Genomic DNA, 21,227 nt, shown 5'->3' on the forward strand with positions numbered 1-21,227 from the left:
CACCTTCCAAGCTGCTTCGTTGGCGGCTAGCTTCGTACTTCGACGCAACCATCACAATCGGATGCCGACCCGCCGCCTTTGCGTATGAGATCTGACCGAGATCATGCTTGGGAGGATCGTCGACCAAAATCAACACTCGCAAATTCCAATTCTGAGCGGATAGCACTGGAAAAATACAATAAGTCAGTGCGATTGTGAGGATTTTAACAGGAGCTTAGCTGCTCTCGATCATTTTTATGTTGGAGTGTCAGGACGAACGAGGGACGGATGTCGGGTTTGAGCCTCAAGCAGGGGGCAGTGGTTTCGCCAGCGCCGCCGAGCGCTCCCGGGACCGGCCTACGAGGCGTGGCGGCGGAGATCGCCGAACTGAAGCGCATCTCGTCCGAGAAGAGCCGCCGCATCCAGGGCATCACCGGCCAGGTCAAGATCCTGGCCCTCAACGCCCTCATCGAAGCGGCACGCGCCGGCGAGATGGGACGCGGCTTCGCCGTTGTCGCCCAGGAGGTGCGCGCCATCGGCGGAGAGGTCGAGGGGATCGCAAGGGCGCTGGAGGCCGAGTTGTCCGACCGGATCGCCGGGCTCCAGGCTCAGGTCGAGGATCTGTCGAGCCACACCCGCGACGACCGGCTCATCGACCTCGCTCTGAACGCCGTCGAACTCATCGATCGCAACCTCTACGAGCGGACCTGCGACGTACGCTGGTGGGCGACCGACGCGGCCATCGTGGACTGCGCCACCACGCCATCCCCCGAACGGGCAGCCCACGCCGCCGCACGCCTCGGGGTGATTCTCGACGCCTACACGGTCTATCTCGACCTGTGGCTGTGCTCGCCGGACGGCATCGTCCTGGCTCATGGTCGGCCCGGGCGCTTCCGCGACGTCATCGGCCGTAACGTCTCGTCCGAGCCTTGGTTCCGTCGGGCCGCCAGCTTGGCCGATGGCGACGCCTACGTCGCCGCCGATGTGTCACGGCAGGTCCGTCTCGGGAACGCCCAGGTGGCGACCTACTGTGCCAGTATCCGCGCGGGCGGTGAGAGCAGGGCGCGGCCGGTTGGCGTGCTGGCGATCCATTTCGATTGGGAGGCACAGGCCCGTACCATCGTCGACGGCGTCCGGGTGTCGCCGGAGGACCGGGGCCGGACACGCGTGCTCCTCGTCGATGCGCACCGCCGCGTGCTGGCGGCGTCCGACGGGCGGGGCGTCCTGGAGGAAACCCTGAGCCTCCAGCCGGCCGGCCGGACCAGTGGCGCGGAGCGCGATCCCCTTACGGGGGCCGTCACCGCCTTTCACCGCACCCCCGGCTACGAGACTTATGCGGGACTCGGCTGGTACGGCGTCATCGTCCAGGGAGCCGAGGTCTGAGCGGACCTCACACGAGGACCGGCATCGCCGGGGCGTCCTCGACGCCGAACACCCGGCGATAGCGTGCGATCTCGGCATCCGGTCCGATGGCCTTCGACGCGTTGTCGGAGATTTTCACCGTGGGACGGCCATCGGCCGCGATGACCTTGCAGACGATGGAGATGGGATCGAGGCGTTCCTCCGGCACCAAGCCGCGAAAGTCGTTGGTGAGCAGGGTGCCCCAGCCGTAGCCGATGCGCATGCGCCCATGGAAATGCGCGTGGATGGCCTCGATGGTGTCGACGTCGAGCCCATCTGAAAAAATCGCCAGCTTCTCGCGGGGATCGCAGCCCCGCGAGCGCCACCACGCGATCGCTTCCTCGCCGCCCGCGATGGGCTCCTTCGAATCGATGCGGATGCCGGTCCAGGCGTTCATCCAGTCGGGGGCATGCGCGAGGAAGCCGCTCGTGCCGTAGGTGTCGGGCAGCATGACGAGGAGGTTACCGGCGTAATCCTGCTGCCAGTCCGCGAGCACGTCGTAGGGCGCCCGCGCCAGGGCGGCGTCGCCGTCGGCCAAAGCCGAATAGACCATCGGCAGTTCGTGGGCGTTGGTGCCCACCGCCTCGACCTCGCGGCGCAGCGCGATGAGGCAGTTCGAGGTCCCGAGGAACCGGTCGCCGAGCCCCGCCCGCATGGCTTCGACGCACCAGTCCTGCCACAGGAATCCATGGCGCCGGCGCGTGCCGAAATCCGCGATGGACAGGTCGGGCAGGCGCGCCAAGCGCTCGATCTTCTCCCACACCCGGGTCATGGCGCGGGCATACAGCACCTGAAGTTCGAGCTTGCCCATGTGGCGTACGACGCCCCGCGCCCGCAACTCGTTGAGGATGGCGAGGGCCGGCACCTCCCACATGGTCGTCTCGATCCACGGCCCGTGGAAGGTGAGCACGTACTGGCCGTCGCGCGCCTCGAGCTCGTACTCCGGCAGGCGGAACGTCTCGAGCCAGTCCATGAAGTCGGGCGCGAACATCTGGCGCTGGCCGTAGAAGGTGTTGCCGCGCAGCCAGGTCGACTCTCCCCGGCTCAGGGTCAGGGTGCGGGCGTGATCGAGCTGTTCGCGGAGCTCGCCGGCATCGACGAAATCGGCGAGCCGCACGCTCTTCGAGCGGTTCTGGATGCCGAAGGTCACGCGCGTATCGCGACGGCGGCGAAAGATCGTCTGCGCCATCAGGAGCTTGTAGAAATCGGTGTCGAGGAGCGACCGGACGATGGGGTCGATCTTGAAGCTGTGGTTGTACACCCGCGTCGCGAGGTCGAGCATGGTCGGACCGGTCCGGCGCGGGACCCCGCGCCCGCTCGGTGGCGAGAGGCGCATGGGCGGCGGCCTTGAGTCAATCGCGCATGCTGTGCCGGAACGTGAAAGGGCGGCCCGCCATCCGATGGGCCGCCCTTTCAGACTATCTGATTTTCCTGAGCGATCAGGCCAGGTCGACCTTCTTGGTCTCGGTCTTCGGCGACTCGCCCGTGAGGGCCGCCTTCACGTAGCCGTAGATGTGGAGCGCCGTGGCGTTGGGGCTGTCCCAATACTCACCTTTTTCCGGGTGAATGCGGATCAGCGCCACTTCCGGGTCGTCCTTGCCGTTGGGGAACCAGGTTTTCAGGCTCTCGGTCCACTTGTCGTCGATGACCGACTGGTCGGTGACGATCTCGGCCTTGCCGGCAATGGAAACGTAGGTCTGGCTCGACGGGTCGGAATAGGCGAGGTTGATCTGGTTGTCCTTGCTGATCTCGGCGGTCTTTGGCGAGTGCAGCTTGGAGAAGAACCACAGGTCGCCATTCTCGTCCGCGTCCTGGCACCACATGGGACGGCTGTAGAGCTTTCCGTCCGGGTCCGCGGTGGTCATCATCGCGACCTTGATGTCCTTGATGAGGGCGAAGAGCTTCTTGGCGCCCTCGTGATCGCGGTGGTTGCCCTGGTGCATGGGGGTGGATTCTCCGACTCGATCTCGACGCATCCGGGTTGCGGCATCACTCACGATGGAGCCGCCACCGGTTCGTGGGCTCAACGGGCGAGTATCGTATTGGTTTCGAAGGCGGGATCGGGAAGCACCCCGTGGTCGCGATGATGGGCCGCGCGGCTCGGGGTTGCGCTGGCCGCGCGCCCATGCTGTCCCCTTAAGCCGACATGCGCGCGCGAAGTGCCCCGACCGGCGCGGACAGCGCCCCCGATCTCGCGTCCGGCCCGGTTCAGCCCGTCCGTTGCGCAAGGAGCCCGACCCTTGGCGATCACCCGCGACGATGTCCTGAGAATTCTGTCGGCCGTCACCGTCGATGCCGGAGGCACCACCCTGCCGGCGTCCGGCCGCCTGTCGCAGGTGGTCGTCGATCCCACCGGCCGGGTGATGTTCTCGATCCTCATCGACCCAAGCGAAGCCGAGCGCTTCGAGCCGATACGCCGCCGGGCCGAGGGTGCGATCCTTGCCACTCCGGGTGTCTCGGGGGTGTTCGCAAGCCTGACCTCCGAGCGCGGCCCGAACCACCCGGCGCAGGCTCCGACGCCGCCTCAGCCGCCCGCCCCGGGCCGGCCGGCGGCCCCACCGCCGCCGCGCACCGGCCCGGCCCTGCCGGGCGTTCGCCATATCGTCGCCGTGGCGTCGGGCAAGGGCGGGGTCGGAAAATCCACCACCGCCTGCAACCTCGCCCTGGCGCTCTCGGCGCAGGGCCTGAAGGTCGGGCTGCTCGACGCCGACATCTACGGACCGTCCGTGCCGAAGCTCTTCGGCCTGTCGGGCAAGCCCAAGGTCATCGAGGAACGTCTGCTCGCCCCCATGGAGGGCTACGGCATCAAGGTCATGTCCATCGGCTTCCTCATCGAACCCGAGACGGCGATGATCTGGCGCGGCCCCATGGTCCAGTCCGCCATCACCCAGATGCTGCGCGAGGTGGCTTGGGGTGAGCTCGACATCCTCGTGGTCGACATGCCGCCCGGCACCGGCGACGCCCAGCTCACCATGGCGCAGGCGACGCCGCTCTCCGGCGCCGTCATCGTCTCGACCCCGCAGGATCTCGCCCTCATCGATGCCCGGCGCGGCGTGACCATGTTCCGCAAGGTCTCGGTGCCGATCCTCGGCGTGATCGAGAACATGGCAACGTTCGTTTGCCCGAATTGCGGCCACGCCTCGCACATCTTCGGGCATGGCGGCGCCCGCGACGAGGCGACCCGCCTCGACGTGCCGTTCCTCGGCGAGGTGCCCTTGAACATGACCATCCGCGAGAGCTCGGATGCGGGCCGCCCGGTGGTGGCCGTCGATCCCGATGGGCCGCACGCCAAGGTCTATCGGGATATCGCGGCCAAGCTCTGGGGGAACCTGACCGGCGGTCCGGCGCCTCGCGCGGCGCCGCGCATCGTCATCGAATAGTGTCCGGGCCCGGCGAAGTTCTCGGTGTCGTCCTGGCCGGCGGCCTGTCGCGGCGCATGGGCGGGGGCGACAAGGCCCTGCGCACCCTCGACGGCCGAACCCTCCTCGATCGGGTGGTGGAGCGGTTCGCGCCCCAATGCGGCGCCGGGCTGATCCTCAACGCCAACGGCGACCCCGCCCGGTTTTCGGACTTTCCCGGCGCGATTGTGCCCGACGATGTCCCCGGCCATGCCGGACCCCTCGCCGGCATCCTGGCGGCCCTCGATCACGCCGCTCGTCAGCATCCGCACGTTCGCCACATAGCGAGCGTCACCGGCGACGCGCCGTTCCTACCCGCCGATCTCGTCGCCCGCCTGTCGGGGGCGGTGGGCGACGCAGCCATCGCCATGGCGGCCTCCAACGGACGCGAGCACTTCACCGTGGCCCTGTGGTCCGTCGCCCTGCGCGCGGCGCTTTACGACGCCCTCGTGGTTCGCGAAGAGCGGCGGGTCGGCACCTTCCTGCGCACGCACGGCGCGGTCCGGGTGTCGTGGCCGTCAGAGCCCCTCGATCCGTTCTGGAACATCAACACGCCGGAGGATCTCGCCGGGGCCGAGGCTTGCCTATCGGACCCGCTCTCCCCTCACACGCGACGCCAGCGCGGATAGAGGACCCCGAGGGCGAGGCCCGCCATCACGAGGGAGGCCGCGCCGAGCTTCCAGGGCGGCAGGGGCTCGCCGAGCCAGACAGCTGAGGCGCCCATGCCGAAGACCGGGACGAGCAGGGCCATGGGCGTGACCAAGGCGGCGGGATGGCGCGCCAGGAGCCAGCCCCAGGCGGCGTAGCCGAACAGGGCATTGCCGACGGATTGCCACACGACGGCGGCCCAGGTGGCGGCATCGGCCCGCATCACCCCCTCGCGCATGGCGTCCCAGCCTTCCAGGGCGAGGGACAGGGCGAGCAGCGGCGGCGCCGAGAACAGGCTGCCCCAGATCACGTAGGCCAGCATGTCGCGCACGCCGCTCGCGCGCGCGACCATGTTGCCGCCGGCCCAGCTCAGGCCGGCCAGGATCACGAGGCCGAGGCCGAGCGGCGTGGTGGCCGCATCGGTGTGGACGGCGATCACCAGGATGCCGGCGACGGCGAGCGCCATCGCGGCCCATTGGTAGCCTCGCACCCGCTCGCCGGTGAGCCAAATCGACAATCCGATGGTGAAGAACACCTGAACCTGCACCACTAGGGAGGCGAGGCCCGGCGCGATGTCGCCGCGCAGGGCGACGAAGAGGAGGCCGAACTGACCGGCGCCGATGAGAAGGCCGTAGGCGGCGAGATTTTGCCACGAGGCTGCGGGCCGGGCCACGAGGAAGACGCCCGGTAGGGCGGCGAGGACGAAGCGCAGGCCCGCGAACAGCAGGGGTGGCAGGTGGTCGAGGCCCATGCGGATGACCACGAAGTTGGTGCCCCAGACCGCAACGACGGCGAACGCCAGGAACAGGTCGCGTGGGGGGAGCGTGGCGGCATTCATGGGTCAACTCGCTGCCGGCATGCTCTCGCGCCCGAAACGACGGAAGGGCCCGCACGCGTGACGCGCGGACCCTTCCCCAACGGTCGTCGTCCGCCGTTCAGGCGGTGCCGACGGTCACCTTGACGATCTTGTCGGGCGAGCGCGGCGGCTCGCCCTTGTTGAGGGTGTCGACGATGTCCATGCCCTCCGTCACCTTGCCCCAGACGGTGTACTGCTTGTCGAGGAAGCGCGCGTCGCCGAAGCAGATGAAGAACTGCGAGTTGGCCGAGTGCGGGAAGTTGGTGCGGGCCATGGAGCAGGTGCCGCGCACGTGCGGTTCGGCATTGAACTCGGCGTTGAGGTCGGGGAGGTCGGAGCCGCCCGAACCCGTGCCGGTGGGGTCGCCGGTCTGGGCCATGAAGCCGTCGATGACGCGGTGGAACGGCACGCCGTCGTAGAAGCCCTGCGCCGCCAAGGTCTTCAGGCGCTCGACATGGTTCGGGGCGAGATCGGGGCGGAGGCCGATCACGACGCGGCCCTTGGTGGTCTCGAGGGTGAGGGTCTCGGTGTCTGCCATGGCTCTAGATTCCTTGTCCTCTGGGTCCGTGATGGATGAAGCGGAGCGCGACGGGGCGCCCCGCAATGGCCGCGCCCAGGGCGGCCGTGACCCGCGCGGGCGTGCAGCGCCGGATCGCCGAAACGGCGGCCTCCGCCAGCAGGGCACGCGCCCGCCCGTCGCCACCTTCCGTCGCGAAGGTGATGCGCGGGATTCCGATGACCGACCCGTCCCGCCGAAGGGCGAAGCGGGCGGTGATTTCCGTGCGCTCGAAGCGGGCGAGGCCTTCCGGCACGATCCAGCATGCAGCGAGCGCAGGGTAAAGGGCCGTGAGGGTGTCGATGGGGCTGGCCGGCGCCTGCGCCATCCCGTTGGCCGGGGCCTGAACCCACTTGCGGAGTGCGAACGGCGGAGCGGGCGCTCCCACCGATGGCGCAGCCTCGATTCGCCCGCACGCGAGCAGCGGCGCCAGCACCAGGGCGGCGCGCGCCATGCTGGCGGCGGCGCCCATCATGCTATTTCGCGCCTTGGGCCATCTGCATTTTCACGATTTTGTCGGGGTCCTGCACGGCGCCGCCGGCCGCACCGGGAGACGCTTTCTTGATCTTGTCCACGGCTTCCATGCCCGAGGAGACCAGGCCGACGACCGTGTACTGGCCGTTGAGGAACGGCGCGTCGCCGAGGCAGATGAAGAACTGCGAGTTCGCCGAGTTCGGCTCGGACGAGCGGGCCATGCCGAGGGTGCCACGCCGGAACGGCGTCTGCGAGAACTCGGCCGGGATGTTGGGCAGGCTGGAGCCACCGGTGCCGTTGCCCTTCGGGTCGCCGGTCTGGGCCATGAAGCCGTCCATGACGCGATGGAACTTGAGGCCGTTGTAGAAGCCCTGCTTGATCAAGGTCTTGATCTGCGTGACGTGCTTCGGGGCGAGATCCGGGCGCAACTCGATGGTAACCCGGCCGTCCTTGGTGTCGAGGAACACGGTGTTCTCGTCCGCCGCCTGGGCGGCGGGCGTCAGGGCGATGAAGGCCGTTAGGCTGAGGAGGGCGAGGCGACGGTTGAGTCCGAACTGCATGGGTAGGCGGTCTCTCTCTTGGCGAACGGGGACGGCGCGCTCAGGCGCGGCTGAAGCGGGTGGACAGGCGCTCGGCCACCAGGGCCGGCACGAAGGGCGAGACGTCGCCACCCATGGCGGCGATCTGGCGGACCAAGGTCGCGGTGATGGGCCGGACTCCCGTAGAGGCCGGCAGAAACACCGTCTGGACCTCGGGCGCCATGGCGCCGTTCATGCCGGCGAGCTGCATTTCGTAGTCGAGGTCGGTGCCGTCGCGTAGGCCCCGGATGAACAGGGTGGCGCCGTGGCGCCGTGCGGCCGTGACGGCGAGATCGTCGAAGGCAACGATTTCCAGGCGTGCATCCTCAGCCTCGGCGAGGGGCGTGCAGGTGACGCGCAGGAGTTCGGCCCGCTCCCCTGCGGTGAACATCGGCGCTTTCCCCGGATGCACCCCAATGGCGATTACGAGGTGCTGCACGAGCCGGCACGCCTGACGAATCACGTCGAGGTGTCCGTTGGTGACCGGGTCGAAGGAGCCGGCGTAGAGCGCGGTGCGGATCATCGCGGCCCGAGGTAGAGCATTTTTGGCACGAACGGAACCGGGGCCGGGTGGATGGCCCCGCCGGGGTCGATTCCCTTCTCCAGATCGAGCCAACGAAAAAGGCGGCCGTCCCGGGGGACGACCGCCTCGCTCAACCCGAATCGACCGGGGAGATACGCGTACGAGATCCTAGTAGGAGCCGAACTTGTAGTTCACGCCGGCGCGAACAAGGCTGCCCTCGGTGGTGAAGCGGGAATTGTAGCCGATGCCGGGGCCGCCCGTGGTGCCGACGAGCAGGTTCTTGGTGCCGAGGTCGTAGCGCAGGTATTCGGCCTTGATGGTGACGGCGCTGGAGCGGAAGAAGTTCAGGAACGACTCGGTGGGCAGGGCGTACTCGATGCCGCCGCCGTAGGCGTAGCCGGTCTCGATCTGCGAACGCGAACCGGCATAGGTCTGCGGGATACCGGTGGTGAAGCTGATGTTCTGGGACACGTCGCCGTAGGCGAAGCCGCCGGTGCCGTACACGAGGACGCGATCGAAGGCGTAGCCGATGCGGCCGCGCACGGTACCGAGGAAGCCGAGCTCCGAGCGGTAGGTGTTGGTCAGACGGTTCGGGTTGAACACCGGCAGGAAGATGTTGTCGACCTGGGTGCGCTGCAGGTCGGTGTACTGCGCATCGGCCTCGACGCCGACGACGATGCCGGAGCCCGGGGTGAACTGGAAGTTGTAGCCGACCTGGCCGCCGCCGGTGAAGCCTTCCTGAGAGAGACGGACATCACCGCGGCGCAGGCCGGCGTTGACGTTGTTCTGCAGGGCGCCGATGCCTGTGGTGCGCACCGTGTCGCGCTCGTTGAAGGCGTAACCGGCGTTGAAGCCCGCGTAGAAACCCGTCCAAGTGAAGACCGGAACCGGCACGAACACCGGGGGAGCGGCCCGGCGCGGCAGATCGGCGGCGGAGGCGGCGCCGGCGAGGAGCGCGGTGGCGGCACTGGCCAGGAGGAAGGTCTTCAGCACGGGATGGGTCCTCGCAGTTCAAGTCTTGCGTTAGACCCTGGGGTATTACGGCTCCTGTCGGACCGCTATGACTTTACTGCAACAGGTCTTCACAACCAATCATCGGCGTTCTCGAAGACACTGCTACTACTCAGGAAGACTTTTAATCCGGCGCTCGCGTCTTCGTGATCGGCTCATGGGGAGACGCGAGCGGGGTCGGTCTTAAAGGGCTTCCTCGCCGATGACCTCGCCGGCACCTTCGCCGGATTCGTCCTCGCCCTCGATATGCTCCACCGAGACCACGCGCTCGGTCTTCTCGGTGTTGAACACCGTGACGCCCTGCGAGGCGCGTCCGACGATGCGAATGTCGTCCACGGGCACGCGGATGAGCTGGCCCGCATCCGTCACCAGCATGATCTGGTCGGAGGGCTGCACCGGGAAGGACGCCACCAGGGTGCCGTTTCGTGCGTTGACCCGCATCGCGGTGATGCCTTTCCCACCGCGCCCGGACGTGCGGTACTCGTAGGACGAGCTGCGCTTGCCGAAGCCGCGCTCCGACAGGGTCAATACGAATTGCTGCGCGGCCCCCATTTCGGCGTACCGCTCCTGCGAAAGCAGCGGCGCGTCGGTCGCCACCTCTTCGGAATCGGCATCGCCACCTTCCGTGTCGCCGATCACGGCCCGTTGCATCTTCAGGAACGCGCCGCGCTCCTCGGGCGTCGCGTCGAACGAGTTGAGGATCGTCATCGAGATGACGCGGTCGTCCTTGGCGAGGCTGATACCGCGCACGCCGGTGGAGTCACGGCCCTTGAACACGCGCACATCCTCGACGGGGAAGCGGATGCACTGCCCCTCCTTGGAGGTGAGGAGCACGTTCTGATCGGCCCGGCAGATTTCCACGTGGACGATGTGGTCGCCCGCATCGAGCTTCATGGCGATCTTGCCGGCGCGGTTCACCTGGACGAAGTCCGAGAGCTTGTTGCGCCGGACCCCCCCGCTCGCCGTGGCGAACATCACGTCGAGGGTCTCCCAGGACGCCTCGTCCTCGGGCAGGGGCATGATGGTGGTGATGCGCTCGGTGCCGGCATCCATGGCGAGGATGTTGACCAGCGCCTTGCCGCGCGCGTTCGGAGCGGCCATGGGCAGGCGCCAGACCTTCTCCTTGTAGACCTGACCCTGGTTCGAGAAGAACAGGATCGGCGTATGGGTGTTGGCGACGAACAGGCGGGTGACGAAATCCTCGTCGCGGGTCGCCATGCCCGAGCGGCCCTTGCCGCCTCGGCGCTGGGCCCGGTAGGTCGAGAGCGGCACGCGCTTGACGTATCCGGCATGGGACACGGTCACCACCATGTCCTCGCGCTGGATCAGGTCCTCGTCCTCGACGTTGGAGTCCCAATCGAGGATCATCGTGCGGCGCGGCGTGGCGAAGGACTCGCGGACTTCCGCCAGTTCGTCCTTGACGATGCCCATGATGCGCACGCGCGAACGCAGGATGTCGAGGTAATCGGCGATCTCGTCGGCGAGCTTCTGCAACTCGTCGCCGATCTCATCGCGGCCCAGCGCCGTGAGGCGCTGCAGGCGCAGATCGAGGATGGCGCGCGCCTGCACGTCCGAGAGGCGGTAGGTCTCATCGTCGTTGATGCGGTGGCGTGGGTCGTCCACCAGGGCGATGAGGGGCGCGATGTCCTTCGCCGGCCAGTCGCGACCCATCAGGGCCTCGCGGGCGGAGTTCGGATCGGGCGAGGTCCGGATGAGACGGATCACCTCGTCGATGTTGGCCACCGCGATGGCGAGGCCGCACAGGACATGGGCGCGCTCGCGGGCCTTGTTGAGGAGGAACTTGGTCCGCCGAGAGACGACTTCCTCGCGAAAGTCGACGAAGGCCTGGAGCAGGTCCTTCAGGTTCATCAGTTCGGGGCGGCCGCCGTTGAGCGCCACCATGTTGCAGCCGAACGACGATTGCAGGGGCGTGAAGCGGTAGAGCTGGTTCAGCACCACATCGGCCATGGCATCGCGCTTGATCTCGACGACGATGCGCATGCCGTCGCGGTCGGATTCGTCGCGAAGATCGGAGATGCCCTCGACGCGCTTCTCCTTCACCAGCTCGGCGATCTTCTCCATGAGCGTCGCCTTGTTCACCTGATACGGAATCTCGGTGAAGATCAGGGCCTCGCGCTCCTTGCGCAGCTCCTCTACGTGGGATTTCGCCCGCATGATGATGGAGCCGCGCCCCGTGGCGTAGGCCTGGCGCGTGCCGGCCCGGCCCAGGATCGAGCCGCCCGTGGGAAAGTCGGGGCCGGGCACGATCTCGGTCAGCCCCTCGATGGACAGGCCGGGATCGTCGATGAGGGCGATGCAGGCGTCGATGAGCTCGCCGAGGTTGTGCGGCGGAATGTTGGTGGCCATGCCCACCGCGATGCCGCCGGCGCCGTTGGCCAGCAGATTCGGGAACCGGGCGGGCAGGACGGTCGGCTCTTCCCGCGACTCGTCGTAGTTCGGCTGGAAATCGACGGTGTTCTTGTCGATGTCGGCCAAGAGCGCGTTGGCCGGCTTGGCGAGGCGCGATTCGGTGTAGCGCATGGCCGCCGGCGGATCGCCGTCGACGGAGCCGAAATTGCCCTGCCCGTCGATGAGCATGAGCCGCATCGAGAAGTCCTGCGCCATGCGGACCAAGGCGTCGTAAATCGATTGGTCGCCGTGCGGATGGTAGAGACCGATGACGTCGCCGACGATGCGGGCCGACTTGACGTATTTGCGCTCGGGCAGATGCCCGCTCTCGTAGGCCGAGTACAGGATGCGCCGGTGCACCGGCTTGAGGCCGTCGCGGGCATCGGGCAGGGCCCGGCTCACGATTACGCTCATGGCGTAATCGAGATAGGAGCGACGCATCTCGTCGACGATGGAAACCGGCTTGATGTCGGAGGCGGGGGGCGCTCCGGCGCCGGGAATGTCGTTCTCTGCCAAGGTTCTGGATCTCTGCCTGGTGGGCGCCCGAAGCGCGGGGCGTCGGACGACGACGGCTCCTCGCGGGGTGTTTGATTCTGCGGGGGCAATCGCCCTGGTTCGCACGGGCGAACCGGGCCGCGCCTGCCCCTATCGCTTCCTATAAACGATTAGGAAGCGACCCGCCACAGATCGCCGCATCCCGCCGCGGGAAAGCCATGGATCGGCAACGGCTTGTACCGGACGCACCGGAATTCGTGCGCGTCACCCGCGTTTCGCCCGAGCCCGTACCGTCCCACTCTGCCGGTGCTCGTTGGAACGGGCGACGCTTCGGAGGAATCGAGAAGGGCGCGACACCCTTCGGTGCCGCGCCCTACCCTGTGAAAGCTAGAACGGGATGTCGTCGTCGAGGTCGTAGTTCGGCTTCGAACCGCCACCGCCGCCGCTCGAGGGGGCCGGCCGCCGGTCGCCGCCGCCCGAAGGACGCCCGCCGCCGGAGGACCGACCGCCGCCACCTCCGCCGTACTCGCCGCCACCGCCACCGAAATCGCCGCCACGGCTGATCTGGCCGCCGCCCTCCTCGTCGGCGCCCATCTCGCCGCCGCCGCCGCCGCCTGAGCGGCCGTCCAGCAACGTGAGTTCACCACGGAAGCGCTGAAGCACCACCTCGGTGGTGTACTTCTCGACGCCGGACTGGTCGGCCCATTTGCGAGTCTGGAGTTGGCCCTCGATGTAGACCTTCGAGCCCTTGCGCAGGTACTGCTCGGCGACCCGGGCAAGGTTCTCGTTGTAGATCACCACCGCGTGCCACTCGGTCTTCTCCTTGCGCTCGCCCGACATCTTGTCCTTCCAGGACTCCGATGTGGCGATACGCAAGTTGACGACGGGATCGCCGGAGGCGAGGCGCCGCGTCTCGGGATCGCGCCCGAGGTTGCCCACCAGAATCACCTTGTTCACGCTGCCGGCCATGCCGCTCTCTCCTCTCGATCGATCTCACCGCGCGCCGAGCGAAGCCCGGCCCGGTGACGGGCCGCACGCGTCGGCGTCGCCTGTCATGGGCCCAGTTGGGAGCGCCGGCAATCGTCGGCAGACGGGTTGTCCCCGAGACTCACGGGTCGTCTCGCGCGCCGCAAATGTTCTATCTTTGTCCGAATTGGTCGACAAGGCGCCGCCTGGTTTGATCAAGCGATCTTGACGAGCAGCTTGCCGAAGTTGCGGCCCTTGAGCAGCCCGGCAAAGGCGGTCGGCGCGTTTTCCAGGCCTTCCACGATGTCTTCGCGGTGAACGATGGCGCCCTGGTTCAGCCAGCCGCCGACTTCGCGCAGGAACTCGGCCTCCTGGGCGGCGAAATCCCAGACGATGAAGCCCTGCAGGCGGAGACGCTTCGACAGCACCGCGCGCATGAGGAGCGGGATGCGGTCGGGGCCGGGCGGCAGGTCGGTGGCGCTGTAGCCCGATACGAGGCCACAGACCGGGATGCGCGCGAACGTGTTCAGGAGCGGCAGCACGGCGTCGAAGACCGCACCGCCGACATTCTCGAAATACACGTCGATGCCATCCGGACAGGCGGCCGCGAGGGCGTCGGTAAAGTCGTCGGCGCGGTGGTCGATGGCCGCGTCGAACCCGAGGGTGTCGATGAGGTAGGTACACTTCTCGGGTCCCCCGGCGACACCGACGGCACGAGCGCCCTTCCGCTTGGCGATCTGCCCGACGAGGGAGCCGACCGGGCCGGTGGCCGCGGCCACCACCACGGTCTCGCCGGGCTTCGGGGCACCGATGTTCAGAAGCCCCGTATAGGCGGTCATGCCCGGCATGCCGAGGACGCCGAGTGCCGTGCTGACGGGCGCCACGGCGGGGTCGAGCTTGCGCAGGCCCTCGCCGTCGGAAGTGTAGAACTCCTGCCAACCGCCGAAGCCCACCACGGTCTCGCCGACCTCGAACCCGGGATGGTTCGAAGCGATGACGTCGGCCACCGTCGCACCCACCATGGTGTCGCCGATGGCCACGGGCTCGGCGTAGGACTTCGCCGCGCTCATCCGCCCGCGCATGTAAGGGTCGAGGGAGAGGAAGCGGTTGGCGAGCAGCACTTCGCCATCACGCGGCGTCGGCACCCGGCCTTCCTCCAGGCGGAAATGGTTCTCGTTGGGCTCGCCGTGAGGGCGGGCGGCCAGGACGATACGGCGGTTCATGGGACTCGCGGTGGTCATGGTCGGGCTCCTGCGGATCGGGTTTGGGTCGCAGATTGGTGCGCGCGTCCGAAAAGCAATTTCGGATGGAGTTCGTGGGCCGTTCCCGTGCGTTGACCCGTATCCTGGGAGGGCACGATGATACGCGGATTCTTGCTGACGATGGCGGTATTCCTGGCGGGCACCGGCGCGCGCGCCGCGGACGATCCCCTGGGGGCCCATCGTTGGGCGCATCGGGTCGTTGTGATTTCGGCGCCCGCCACTGATGATTCCCGCCTGCTGGCCCAGCGAGCCGCCCTGGCGGCCCTGCCCGACGCGCTGCGGGCACGGGACCTCGTGGTGCTGGAAGCCGTGGGTGCGGAAGCCCCGGCCCGGCGCCTGCGCGAATCCCTGAAGCTTCCGCCGGACACGTTCCGGGTGGTCCTCGTCGGCAAGGACGGCGAAGCCAAGCGTATTGCGGCTGAGCCGCTGCCGGTCGAGGCGTTGTTCTCCACCATCGACGCCATGCCCATGCGTCGAGACGAGGCGAAGCGCCGGGGTGAGATCGGGCGCTGAGACGAAAAAGGGGCCGCGCAAGGCGGCCCCCGGTGTTCATCCATGATGACGGTCGTTCAGAAGCAACGCTCTACCAACACCCGGCGGTAACCGTAAGGCGTCCAGCGCACGCGCGGGACAGTGTAGCATCCGCCGCCGTAGCCGTAATCGTACCCGCCGTACCCCACGGGTGCGTAGCCGCCGCCATAGCCATAACCATAGCCCGGGCCGTACCCGCCGTAGAGTCCGCCCGCCGCGAGGCCGAGACCCACCCCAAGTCCAAGGCCTCCGAGCCCGTAGCCGTAGCCGCGTCCGAAGCCGCGACCGCCGTAGAAACCGCCCCGGTGGCCGTAGAAGCCACCGCGATAGCCCCCGAAACCGCCCCGGTAGCCGCCGAAGCCCACGCCGCGATAGCCGCCGAATCCACCCCGGAAACCGCCTCCACCGAAGCCGCCCCGGAATCCGCCACCGCCGAAGCCGCCGCCATGGAAACCACCACCATGGAAACCACCGCCGCGGAACCCACCACCTCCGAAGCCGCCACGGGCCTCCGCCGTGGCGGGAATCATGGCGAGCGCGCCGATCATGGCCGCCGAGGCCAGAACCACTCGTTTCATCTCACACTCTCCGAGAGATATTCGAACGTCCCCCAACGGCACATAAACGCAGCGATGCACGCAACGGTTCAGGGATCGACCGGTCTTGCCGCAAACGTGAAGGACCGGCAGGACGATGCCCGTCGACGACGGCACGCTTGAAAACCGATCCGCTTTCGGGCGAGGAAGCGCGTCCTGCCCCCATCCCTCCGCAAGGCCATCGCGATGTACGGTCTCGAAACTCAGGATGCCGCCGTCAGGATGCCGTGGTGGATCGCACCCGCCCTCGCCGCATGCCTGACCTTCGTCGGGCCGGTCCTCGCCGCTCCGGCGCCGGCGCCGTGCCGTCCGGTCCAGGCGGAAGGCGAGACCTACACGGTCTGCACCGTCGATCTGCGCCGGGACAAGGTGCGATTGTTTTGGCGCGGGGCGGACGGACAGCCCTACTCGTCGCTCTCAACCCTCGGCGACAGACAGGGACCGTCCTTACGCTTCGCCATGAATGCCGGCATGTACGACAAGGACCAGGCGCCCGTGGGGCTCTATGTCGAGGAGGGGCGCGAACTGAAGGGCGTTTCAACCGCTAGCGGCCCGGGCAACTTCCACCTCAAACCCAACGGGGTCTTCTACGTGAAGGGCGACCGGGCCGGTGTCCTCGACACCACCCGTTACCTCCGGGTGAACCCGAAGCCGGATTTCGCGACGCAGTCGGGGCCGATGCTGGTGGTGGACGGGCATATCCACCCCAAGATCTCCAGCGACGGGCCGAGCCAGAAGATCCGCAACGGCGTCGGTGTGCGCGACGAGGGCCGCACGGCGGTCTTCGCCATTTCGGAACGCCCCGTGAGCTTCGGTGCGTTCGCGCGCCTGTTCAAGGATACCTTGAGCTGCCGCAACGCCCTGTTCCTCGACGGCAGCGTGTCGAGCCTCTACGCGCCGTCCATGAACCGCTCCGATCTCAGTCGGCCATTGGGGCCGATGGTCGGCGCCGTGGCACGCTGAAAGCCAGGCTACGCGGGGTCGCTTCCAGCCCCCTCATCCGCATCACGGTCGGCCGCCGAACGGCAGCGGCGACACCGACGGTTGCCTGCCAAGCCGGGTGGCGTGAACGTCCGAGCGTTCATGCCATTGAGGGTTCGACGAGCGGCGACGCCCGTTCCACGCCGATGGCAGGCGGCTCAAAAGATGAATCTCACAGGGAATGTGTGGTGAGCGCGTTGGGGTTCGAACCCAAGACCTACAGATTAAAAGTCCGTTGCTCTACCAGCTGAGCTACGCGCTCGCGTCCATGGCGGTGGCTCTCGGGCCTGAAACCGTCGGGAAGCGACGCCCGCAATAGGGGCTCGACGGGTGGGGGTCAACCGCGTCAAACCGGCTTCGCGTGGGACAAGCGGCCGGGATGTGATGGGCGAGGTGGCGAGGGATTGGACGGCGGGGCAATGGCGCGGGTTCGTGCGTGGGTTCGGGCTGTCCGTGGCAGCGTTCGGGCTCGGGGTGATCGGGCTCGTCGCGGTGTTCGATCCCTACGGCCTGCGCGTCGCGCCGGGTCGGGCACCGGGGCCATTGATGGATGGCAACCAGCGTTTCATGTATCCGCAGATCGCCCGCAGTGGCCTCTATGACGCGGCGGTGTTCGGCTCCTCAACGTCACGGCTCCTCGATCCCGAGCAACTCGAGCCGGTGCTCGGCGGGCGTTTCGCCAATTTCGCCATGAACGCCGCGACCCCGTTCGAGCAGGCGGCCATCGCCCGGGTGTTCCTGCGCCGCGTGAGTCCGAAATCTGTGGTGTTCGGCCTCGACGCCAACTGGTGCGCGGCCGACGCGGACACGAAGCGCCTCACCTTCCGGCCGTTCCCGGCCTGGCTCTATGCCGAGGGGACCCCGTGGGGATTCCTGCGGCAGGTCAATGGGCAGAGTCTCGCCACCGCCGCCCGGGTGGCGTTGCACCGCTGGGCGGGCCTGCCGGCGCGCCTTCGGGCGGACGGCTACGCCGTCTTCACCCCGCCCGAAGCGACCTACGACGCCAAGCGCGCCGCTGCCCACATTCACGGCGGCGGCGCGGCAATGCCCGAGGCGGCCCCGGCGGATCCGCCCCTCGATCCCGTCGAGGCGCCCATGCCGGCCCTCGCTTGGCTCGACGATCTTTTGGGCGGGATGCCGCCGGAGACACGCAAGGTCGTCGCCTTCATGCCGGTTCACGTCGCAGCGCAGGGATTGCCCGGCACGTCCAAGGGCGCGCGCGAGGCCGCCTGCAAGGCGCGTGTGGCCGAGATCGGCGCCCGGCGCGGAACCAGCGTCGTGGACTTTCGCATTTCCTCGCCGGTGACGACGCGGGACACGGATTACTGGGATGCCTTGCACTACCGGCTGCCCATCGCGGCACGCATCGTCACCGCCCTGGGGACTGCCGTCGCGACGGGTGCGGACGATCCGGACGGGTTCTACCGTGTGCTGTCTCGCCCCTGAGGGCGGTTCATGCCGCGCGCTCGGCCTCGGCCCTCGCCCAGGCCTGCCGGGTCTCGTCGCAGAACTCCGCCAGGCGCCCGTGCGCGATGGCGGCGCGCATCCCGGCCATGAGGTCCTGATAGTAGGACAGATTGTTCCAGGTCAGCAGCATCATCCCCAGAATCTCGTCCGTGCGGACGAGATGGTGAAGGTAGGCGCGGCTGTAGTCCCGTGCCGCAGGGCAGGACGAGGTCTCGTCCAGCGGACGGTTGTCCTCGCCGTGGCGGGCGTTGCGCAGGTTGATCCGGCCGTGGCGGGTATAGGCGAGGCCGTGGCGTCCGGCCCGCGTCGGCATTACGCAGTCGAACATGTCGATGCCGCGCGAGACCGATCGCATGAGGTCGTCGGGAGTGCCGACACCCATGAGGTATCGGGGCTTGGCGTCCGGCAGGTGTGGCGCCACCGTCTCGATCATCGCCAGCATGACCTCTTGCGGCTCCCCGACCGCGAGGCCGCCGATGGCGTAGCCCTTGAGGTCGAGTTCCACCAAGGCACGGGCGCTCTCCGTGCGTAGCGCCGGAACATCGCCGCCCTGGACGATCCCGAACATCGCCTTACCGGGCTGCTCGCCGAACTGGATTCGGCAGCGCTCGGCCCAGCGCAGGGACAGATGCATGGCCTTCTCGATGGTCGTGTGGTCGGCGGGCAGGCGCACGCACTCGTCGAGCTGCATCTGGATGTCGGAGCCGAGCAGACCCTGGATCTCGATGGACCGCTCGGGGCTCATGTGGTGGGTCGATCCATCGACGTGCGAGCGGAAGGTGACGCCCTCCTCGTCGAGCTTCCGCAGGGCCGAGAGCGACATCACCTGGAACCCGCCGGAATCCGTGAGGATGGGGTGGGGCCAGTTCATAAAGTGATGAAGGCCGCCCAGCCGCGCCATGCGCTCGGGGCCGGGGCGCAGCATGAGGTGATAGGTGTTGCCGAGTACCACATCGGCCCCAAGGTCGCGGACCTGGCCGGGATACATCGCCTTCACGGTGGCGGCCGTACCGACGGGCATGAAGGCCGGTGTCCGGATGGTTCCGCGCGGCATGCTGATGGCGCCGGTGCGCGCGGACCCGTCGGTGGCATCCACCCGGAAGGTGAAGTCTTGCGGGAGGGTGGACGGTGACGGATCGGACATCGGCGCCCTTTAGCACCGGATCGGCCGGATGGGCAGGCGGCGCGCCGCCGCCGCGGGTGACGCCCTAACGCCCGGCCGGAAACAGCAGGCTCGAATCCCCGTACGAGTAGAACCGGTACCCGCGGGCGATCGCGTGCGCGTAGGCCGCCCGCATGGTCTCGAGCCCCGAGAACGCCGAGACCAGCATGAACAGAGTCGAGCGCGGCAGGTGAAAGTTCGTCATGAGGGCGTCGACGGATCGGATGGGTTTGCCCGGAGTGATAAAGATTTCCGTGGGGCCTGAGAACGGTTGGAGGCGTCCCTCGGCGTCGGCGGCGCTCTCGAGGAGGCGCAGGGCCGTGGTGCCCACCGCCACGATGCGCCCGCCGGACGCGCGGGTCCGGTTGAGGGCCTCCGCCGTGTCCGCCGAGAGAATGCCGATCTCCGCATGCATGCGGTGGTCGTCGGTGTCGTCGGCCTTCACGGGCAGAAAGGTGCCCGCCCCCACATGCAGGGTCACCGTGTGGCGGCGGATACCGGCGGCGTCGAGGGCGCCAAGAAGCGCCTCCGAGAAATGCAGCCCGGCCGTCGGGGCGGCCACCGCGCCGGGCTGATCGGCGTAGACGGTCTGATAGTCGGTGGCGTCCTGCGCATCGGTGGGGCGCTTGCCGGCGATGTAGGGCGGCAGCGGCAGATCACCCGTTGCGGCGATGGCCGCGTCCAGGGCCGGACCGGAGAGGTCGAAGCGCAGGGTGATCTCACCGGCGTCGCCTTTCCGCGCGATGGTCGCGTCGAGGCCGCCGAGGTTGCATGGGTCGCTCATCCCATGCCTGCCGAACACCACCCGGTCGCCGGGGGTGAGGCGCTTGGCGGGCCGGGCGAAGGCGCGCCAGGTATCGGCCGCTTCACGCAGATGGAGCATCGCCTCCATCCGCAGGCCCGGGGCCCCCGGGCGGTGGCGGATGCCGTGGAGCCGGGCCGGAATCACGCGGGTGTCGTTGAACACCAGGGCGTCGCCGGCCCGCAGGAGGCCGGGAAGGTCGCGCACCGCCCGATCGGCCAACGCTTCGCCCGGTCGCACCAGGAGAAGGCGGCCCGCGTCGCGTGGAGTCGGGGGCCGCAGGGCGATGTTCGCCTCCGGCAACTCGAAATCAAACAGATCGACGCGCATGGCGCGCCAACAGCACGGTTTACCCCGCCGGATCAATGGCCTCCGGCTTCGCGGAGCGGGAACCGCTAGGCAGCGCACCGGTTCATTCCTGCAACCCGCGCGTGAACGGGGCGGGTGCCGACAGGAGCTGATCCCCGAATGGCCTGGTACGCATTGCGCCCCCGCGATCCCGCCGATCCGCGCTGGCCCCTTCCCGACAGCCCCAGCATCACCCTGAAGGCCGACGATCCGCAAGCCGCCCGAGATAAATTCAGCGCGGCCTATCCGAGTCGCCCGTTCGGGACACCGGGTTCTCCCGTGGCCGATGCCGGCGGCTCCGGATTCCGTGACGAACCCGACGCGCTTCTCGTCGAGGCTGCCTCGGAGCCCCCGAGCCCACCGCCCGCCTGATTCTGGCGATCGATCCGGCCCTTCGGCCGCCCTGGGAGTCAACGTGATGCCAACGCCCTCCGCAAAGTCCGGCGCACCACGCCGGCGCGTCACCTTGGACCACCAGTTGCTGACCTACTGGGAGCGTGAGGCGCGGCGCCTGGATGCCCTGGCAGCTGCGGCGCGCTGGGGCTGGATCGCCCGGGGCTACGCACGCAAGGCCGAGCGTGCCCGTGCACAGGCCGCCCGCAGCGCCGGACGTGAAGCCGCACGCGACCAGCCTATCGTGACCGCTCCGCCCGAGGCCGCGAACGAGGATCGCGCGCCGAGCGCGTGAGGGCGGAGCGGCATAGCCGGGCCTCAATCGTTCAGCGGCGGGTTCAACCTTTGCCGTGGCCTTGCGCAGCCCAGGGCCGCTAAAGGCGAGGTCATC

At 68.2% G+C, this 21,227-nt stretch carries 22 protein-coding genes and 1 tRNA gene; 8 read left to right on the plus strand and 15 right to left on the minus strand.

Annotated features, from left to right (window positions below; translation table 11 throughout):
* Positions 1-267: 267 nt before the first annotated feature.
* Entirely contained in the window at positions 268-1,362 is a 1,095-nt protein-coding gene (locus ASF28_RS00135) for a methyl-accepting chemotaxis protein (protein WP_082475918.1), read from the plus strand.
* Between the two features lie 7 nt (positions 1,363-1,369).
* On the opposite strand, the gene ASF28_RS00140 is transcribed toward ASF28_RS00135, so the two are convergent.
* Entirely contained in the window at positions 1,370-2,662 is a 1,293-nt protein-coding gene (locus ASF28_RS00140; RefSeq protein ID WP_056086001.1) for a nicotinate phosphoribosyltransferase, read from the minus strand.
* A gap of 157 nt (positions 2,663-2,819) precedes the next feature.
* Positions 2,820-3,323 carry a pyridoxamine 5'-phosphate oxidase family protein gene (locus ASF28_RS00145; protein WP_056086003.1) on the minus strand — a complete coding sequence of 168 codons (504 nt, stop codon included), beginning with the start codon at positions 3,321-3,323 and terminating at the stop codon, positions 2,820-2,822.
* Between the two features lie 297 nt (positions 3,324-3,620).
* Here ASF28_RS00145 and ASF28_RS00150 point away from each other — a divergent pair, with 297 nt between their 5' ends.
* Positions 3,621-4,760, plus strand: coding sequence for an Mrp/NBP35 family ATP-binding protein (locus ASF28_RS00150; protein ID WP_056086006.1), 1,140 nt, complete (start codon positions 3,621-3,623; stop codon positions 4,758-4,760).
* Positions 4,760-5,407, plus strand: a complete 648-nt coding sequence (mobA, locus tag ASF28_RS00155; RefSeq protein ID WP_056086009.1) for a molybdenum cofactor guanylyltransferase MobA — start codon at positions 4,760-4,762, stop codon at positions 5,405-5,407. The genes ASF28_RS00150 and mobA overlap by 1 nt, the downstream gene beginning before the upstream one ends.
* Here mobA and ASF28_RS00160 read toward each other — a convergent pair.
* The 9 genes from ASF28_RS00160 to ASF28_RS00200 form a co-directional block, all read right to left on the minus strand.
* Positions 5,383-6,264: an EamA family transporter gene (locus ASF28_RS00160; RefSeq protein WP_056086013.1), complete on the minus strand. Its 882-nt coding sequence runs from the start codon at positions 6,262-6,264 to the stop codon at positions 5,383-5,385. The two genes, mobA and ASF28_RS00160, sit on opposite strands and share 25 nt — an antisense overlap.
* Positions 6,265-6,361: 97 nt before the next feature.
* Positions 6,362-6,820 (minus strand): peptidylprolyl isomerase, encoded by a 459-nt coding sequence (locus tag ASF28_RS00165; RefSeq protein ID WP_056086016.1) that lies wholly within the window; start codon positions 6,818-6,820, stop codon positions 6,362-6,364.
* 4 nt (positions 6,821-6,824) lie between these two features.
* Entirely contained in the window at positions 6,825-7,313 is a 489-nt protein-coding gene (locus ASF28_RS00170; protein ID WP_157085248.1) for a hypothetical protein, read from the minus strand.
* A gap of 1 nt (position 7,314) precedes the next feature.
* Positions 7,315-7,872, minus strand: a complete 558-nt coding sequence (locus ASF28_RS00175; RefSeq protein WP_056086019.1) for a peptidylprolyl isomerase — start codon at positions 7,870-7,872, stop codon at positions 7,315-7,317.
* A 40-nt stretch (positions 7,873-7,912) separates the two neighbouring features.
* The gene (coaD, locus tag ASF28_RS00180) at positions 7,913-8,413 is read right to left on the minus strand and encodes a pantetheine-phosphate adenylyltransferase (protein ID WP_056086022.1); all 501 of its coding nucleotides are present in this window, start codon (positions 8,411-8,413) and stop codon (positions 7,913-7,915) included.
* Between the two features lie 168 nt (positions 8,414-8,581).
* The gene (locus ASF28_RS00185; protein ID WP_056086025.1) at positions 8,582-9,406 is read right to left on the minus strand and encodes an outer membrane protein; all 825 of its coding nucleotides are present in this window, start codon (positions 9,404-9,406) and stop codon (positions 8,582-8,584) included.
* Between the two features lie 201 nt (positions 9,407-9,607).
* Complete coding sequence (gene gyrA, locus ASF28_RS00190) at positions 9,608-12,349, minus strand: DNA gyrase subunit A (protein WP_056086029.1); 2,742 nt, start codon at positions 12,347-12,349, stop codon at positions 9,608-9,610.
* A gap of 366 nt (positions 12,350-12,715) precedes the next feature.
* On the minus strand, positions 12,716-13,297 hold the full coding sequence (gene ssb / locus ASF28_RS00195) for a single-stranded DNA-binding protein (RefSeq protein ID WP_056086032.1): 582 nt from the start codon (positions 13,295-13,297) through the stop codon (positions 12,716-12,718).
* A 212-nt stretch (positions 13,298-13,509) separates the two neighbouring features.
* Positions 13,510-14,535, minus strand: a complete 1,026-nt coding sequence (locus tag ASF28_RS00200) for an NADP-dependent oxidoreductase (protein WP_056086035.1) — start codon at positions 14,533-14,535, stop codon at positions 13,510-13,512.
* Positions 14,536-14,676: 141 nt separating this feature from the next.
* Between ASF28_RS00200 and ASF28_RS00205 the strand changes: the two genes are divergently transcribed.
* On the plus strand, positions 14,677-15,069 hold the full coding sequence (locus ASF28_RS00205) for a DUF4174 domain-containing protein (RefSeq protein WP_244474851.1): 393 nt from the start codon (positions 14,677-14,679) through the stop codon (positions 15,067-15,069).
* A 56-nt stretch (positions 15,070-15,125) separates the two neighbouring features.
* Here the strand turns inward: ASF28_RS00205 and ASF28_RS00210 are convergent, their stop codons facing one another.
* Entirely contained in the window at positions 15,126-15,665 is a 540-nt protein-coding gene (locus ASF28_RS00210; protein ID WP_056086040.1) for a hypothetical protein, read from the minus strand.
* 240 nt (positions 15,666-15,905) lie between these two features.
* Here ASF28_RS00210 and ASF28_RS00215 point away from each other — a divergent pair, with 240 nt between their 5' ends.
* On the plus strand, positions 15,906-16,646 hold the full coding sequence (locus tag ASF28_RS00215) for a phosphodiester glycosidase family protein (protein ID WP_056086043.1): 741 nt from the start codon (positions 15,906-15,908) through the stop codon (positions 16,644-16,646).
* Positions 16,647-16,850: 204 nt separating this feature from the next.
* Here ASF28_RS00215 and ASF28_RS00220 read toward each other — a convergent pair.
* Positions 16,851-16,926, minus strand: a tRNA-Lys gene (locus tag ASF28_RS00220).
* A gap of 122 nt (positions 16,927-17,048) precedes the next feature.
* On the opposite strand from ASF28_RS00220, the gene ASF28_RS00225 reads away from it, so the two are divergent.
* Positions 17,049-18,110: a hypothetical protein gene (locus ASF28_RS00225; protein ID WP_056086046.1), complete on the plus strand. Its 1,062-nt coding sequence runs from the start codon at positions 17,049-17,051 to the stop codon at positions 18,108-18,110.
* Positions 18,111-18,117: 7 nt separating this feature from the next.
* Here the strand turns inward: ASF28_RS00225 and tgt are convergent, their stop codons facing one another.
* Both tgt and queA read right to left on the minus strand, forming a co-directional pair.
* Positions 18,118-19,275, minus strand: a complete 1,158-nt coding sequence (gene tgt / locus ASF28_RS00230; RefSeq protein WP_056086049.1) for a tRNA guanosine(34) transglycosylase Tgt — start codon at positions 19,273-19,275, stop codon at positions 18,118-18,120.
* A gap of 64 nt (positions 19,276-19,339) precedes the next feature.
* Positions 19,340-20,425 carry a tRNA preQ1(34) S-adenosylmethionine ribosyltransferase-isomerase QueA gene (queA, locus tag ASF28_RS00235; protein WP_056086050.1) on the minus strand — a complete coding sequence of 362 codons (1,086 nt, stop codon included), beginning with the start codon at positions 20,423-20,425 and terminating at the stop codon, positions 19,340-19,342.
* Positions 20,426-20,563: 138 nt separating this feature from the next.
* On the opposite strand from queA, the gene ASF28_RS21265 reads away from it, so the two are divergent.
* Positions 20,564-20,815, plus strand: a complete 252-nt coding sequence (locus ASF28_RS21265) for a hypothetical protein (RefSeq protein WP_082475919.1) — start codon at positions 20,564-20,566, stop codon at positions 20,813-20,815.
* A 106-nt stretch (positions 20,816-20,921) separates the two neighbouring features.
* Positions 20,922-21,131, plus strand: a complete 210-nt coding sequence (locus tag ASF28_RS00240) for a hypothetical protein (RefSeq protein WP_370692779.1) — start codon at positions 20,922-20,924, stop codon at positions 21,129-21,131.
* Positions 21,132-21,227 lie beyond the last annotated feature (96 nt).

This window comes from Methylobacterium sp. Leaf99 (genome assembly GCF_001422375.1).
GTDB lineage: Bacteria > Pseudomonadota > Alphaproteobacteria > Rhizobiales > Beijerinckiaceae > Methylobacterium.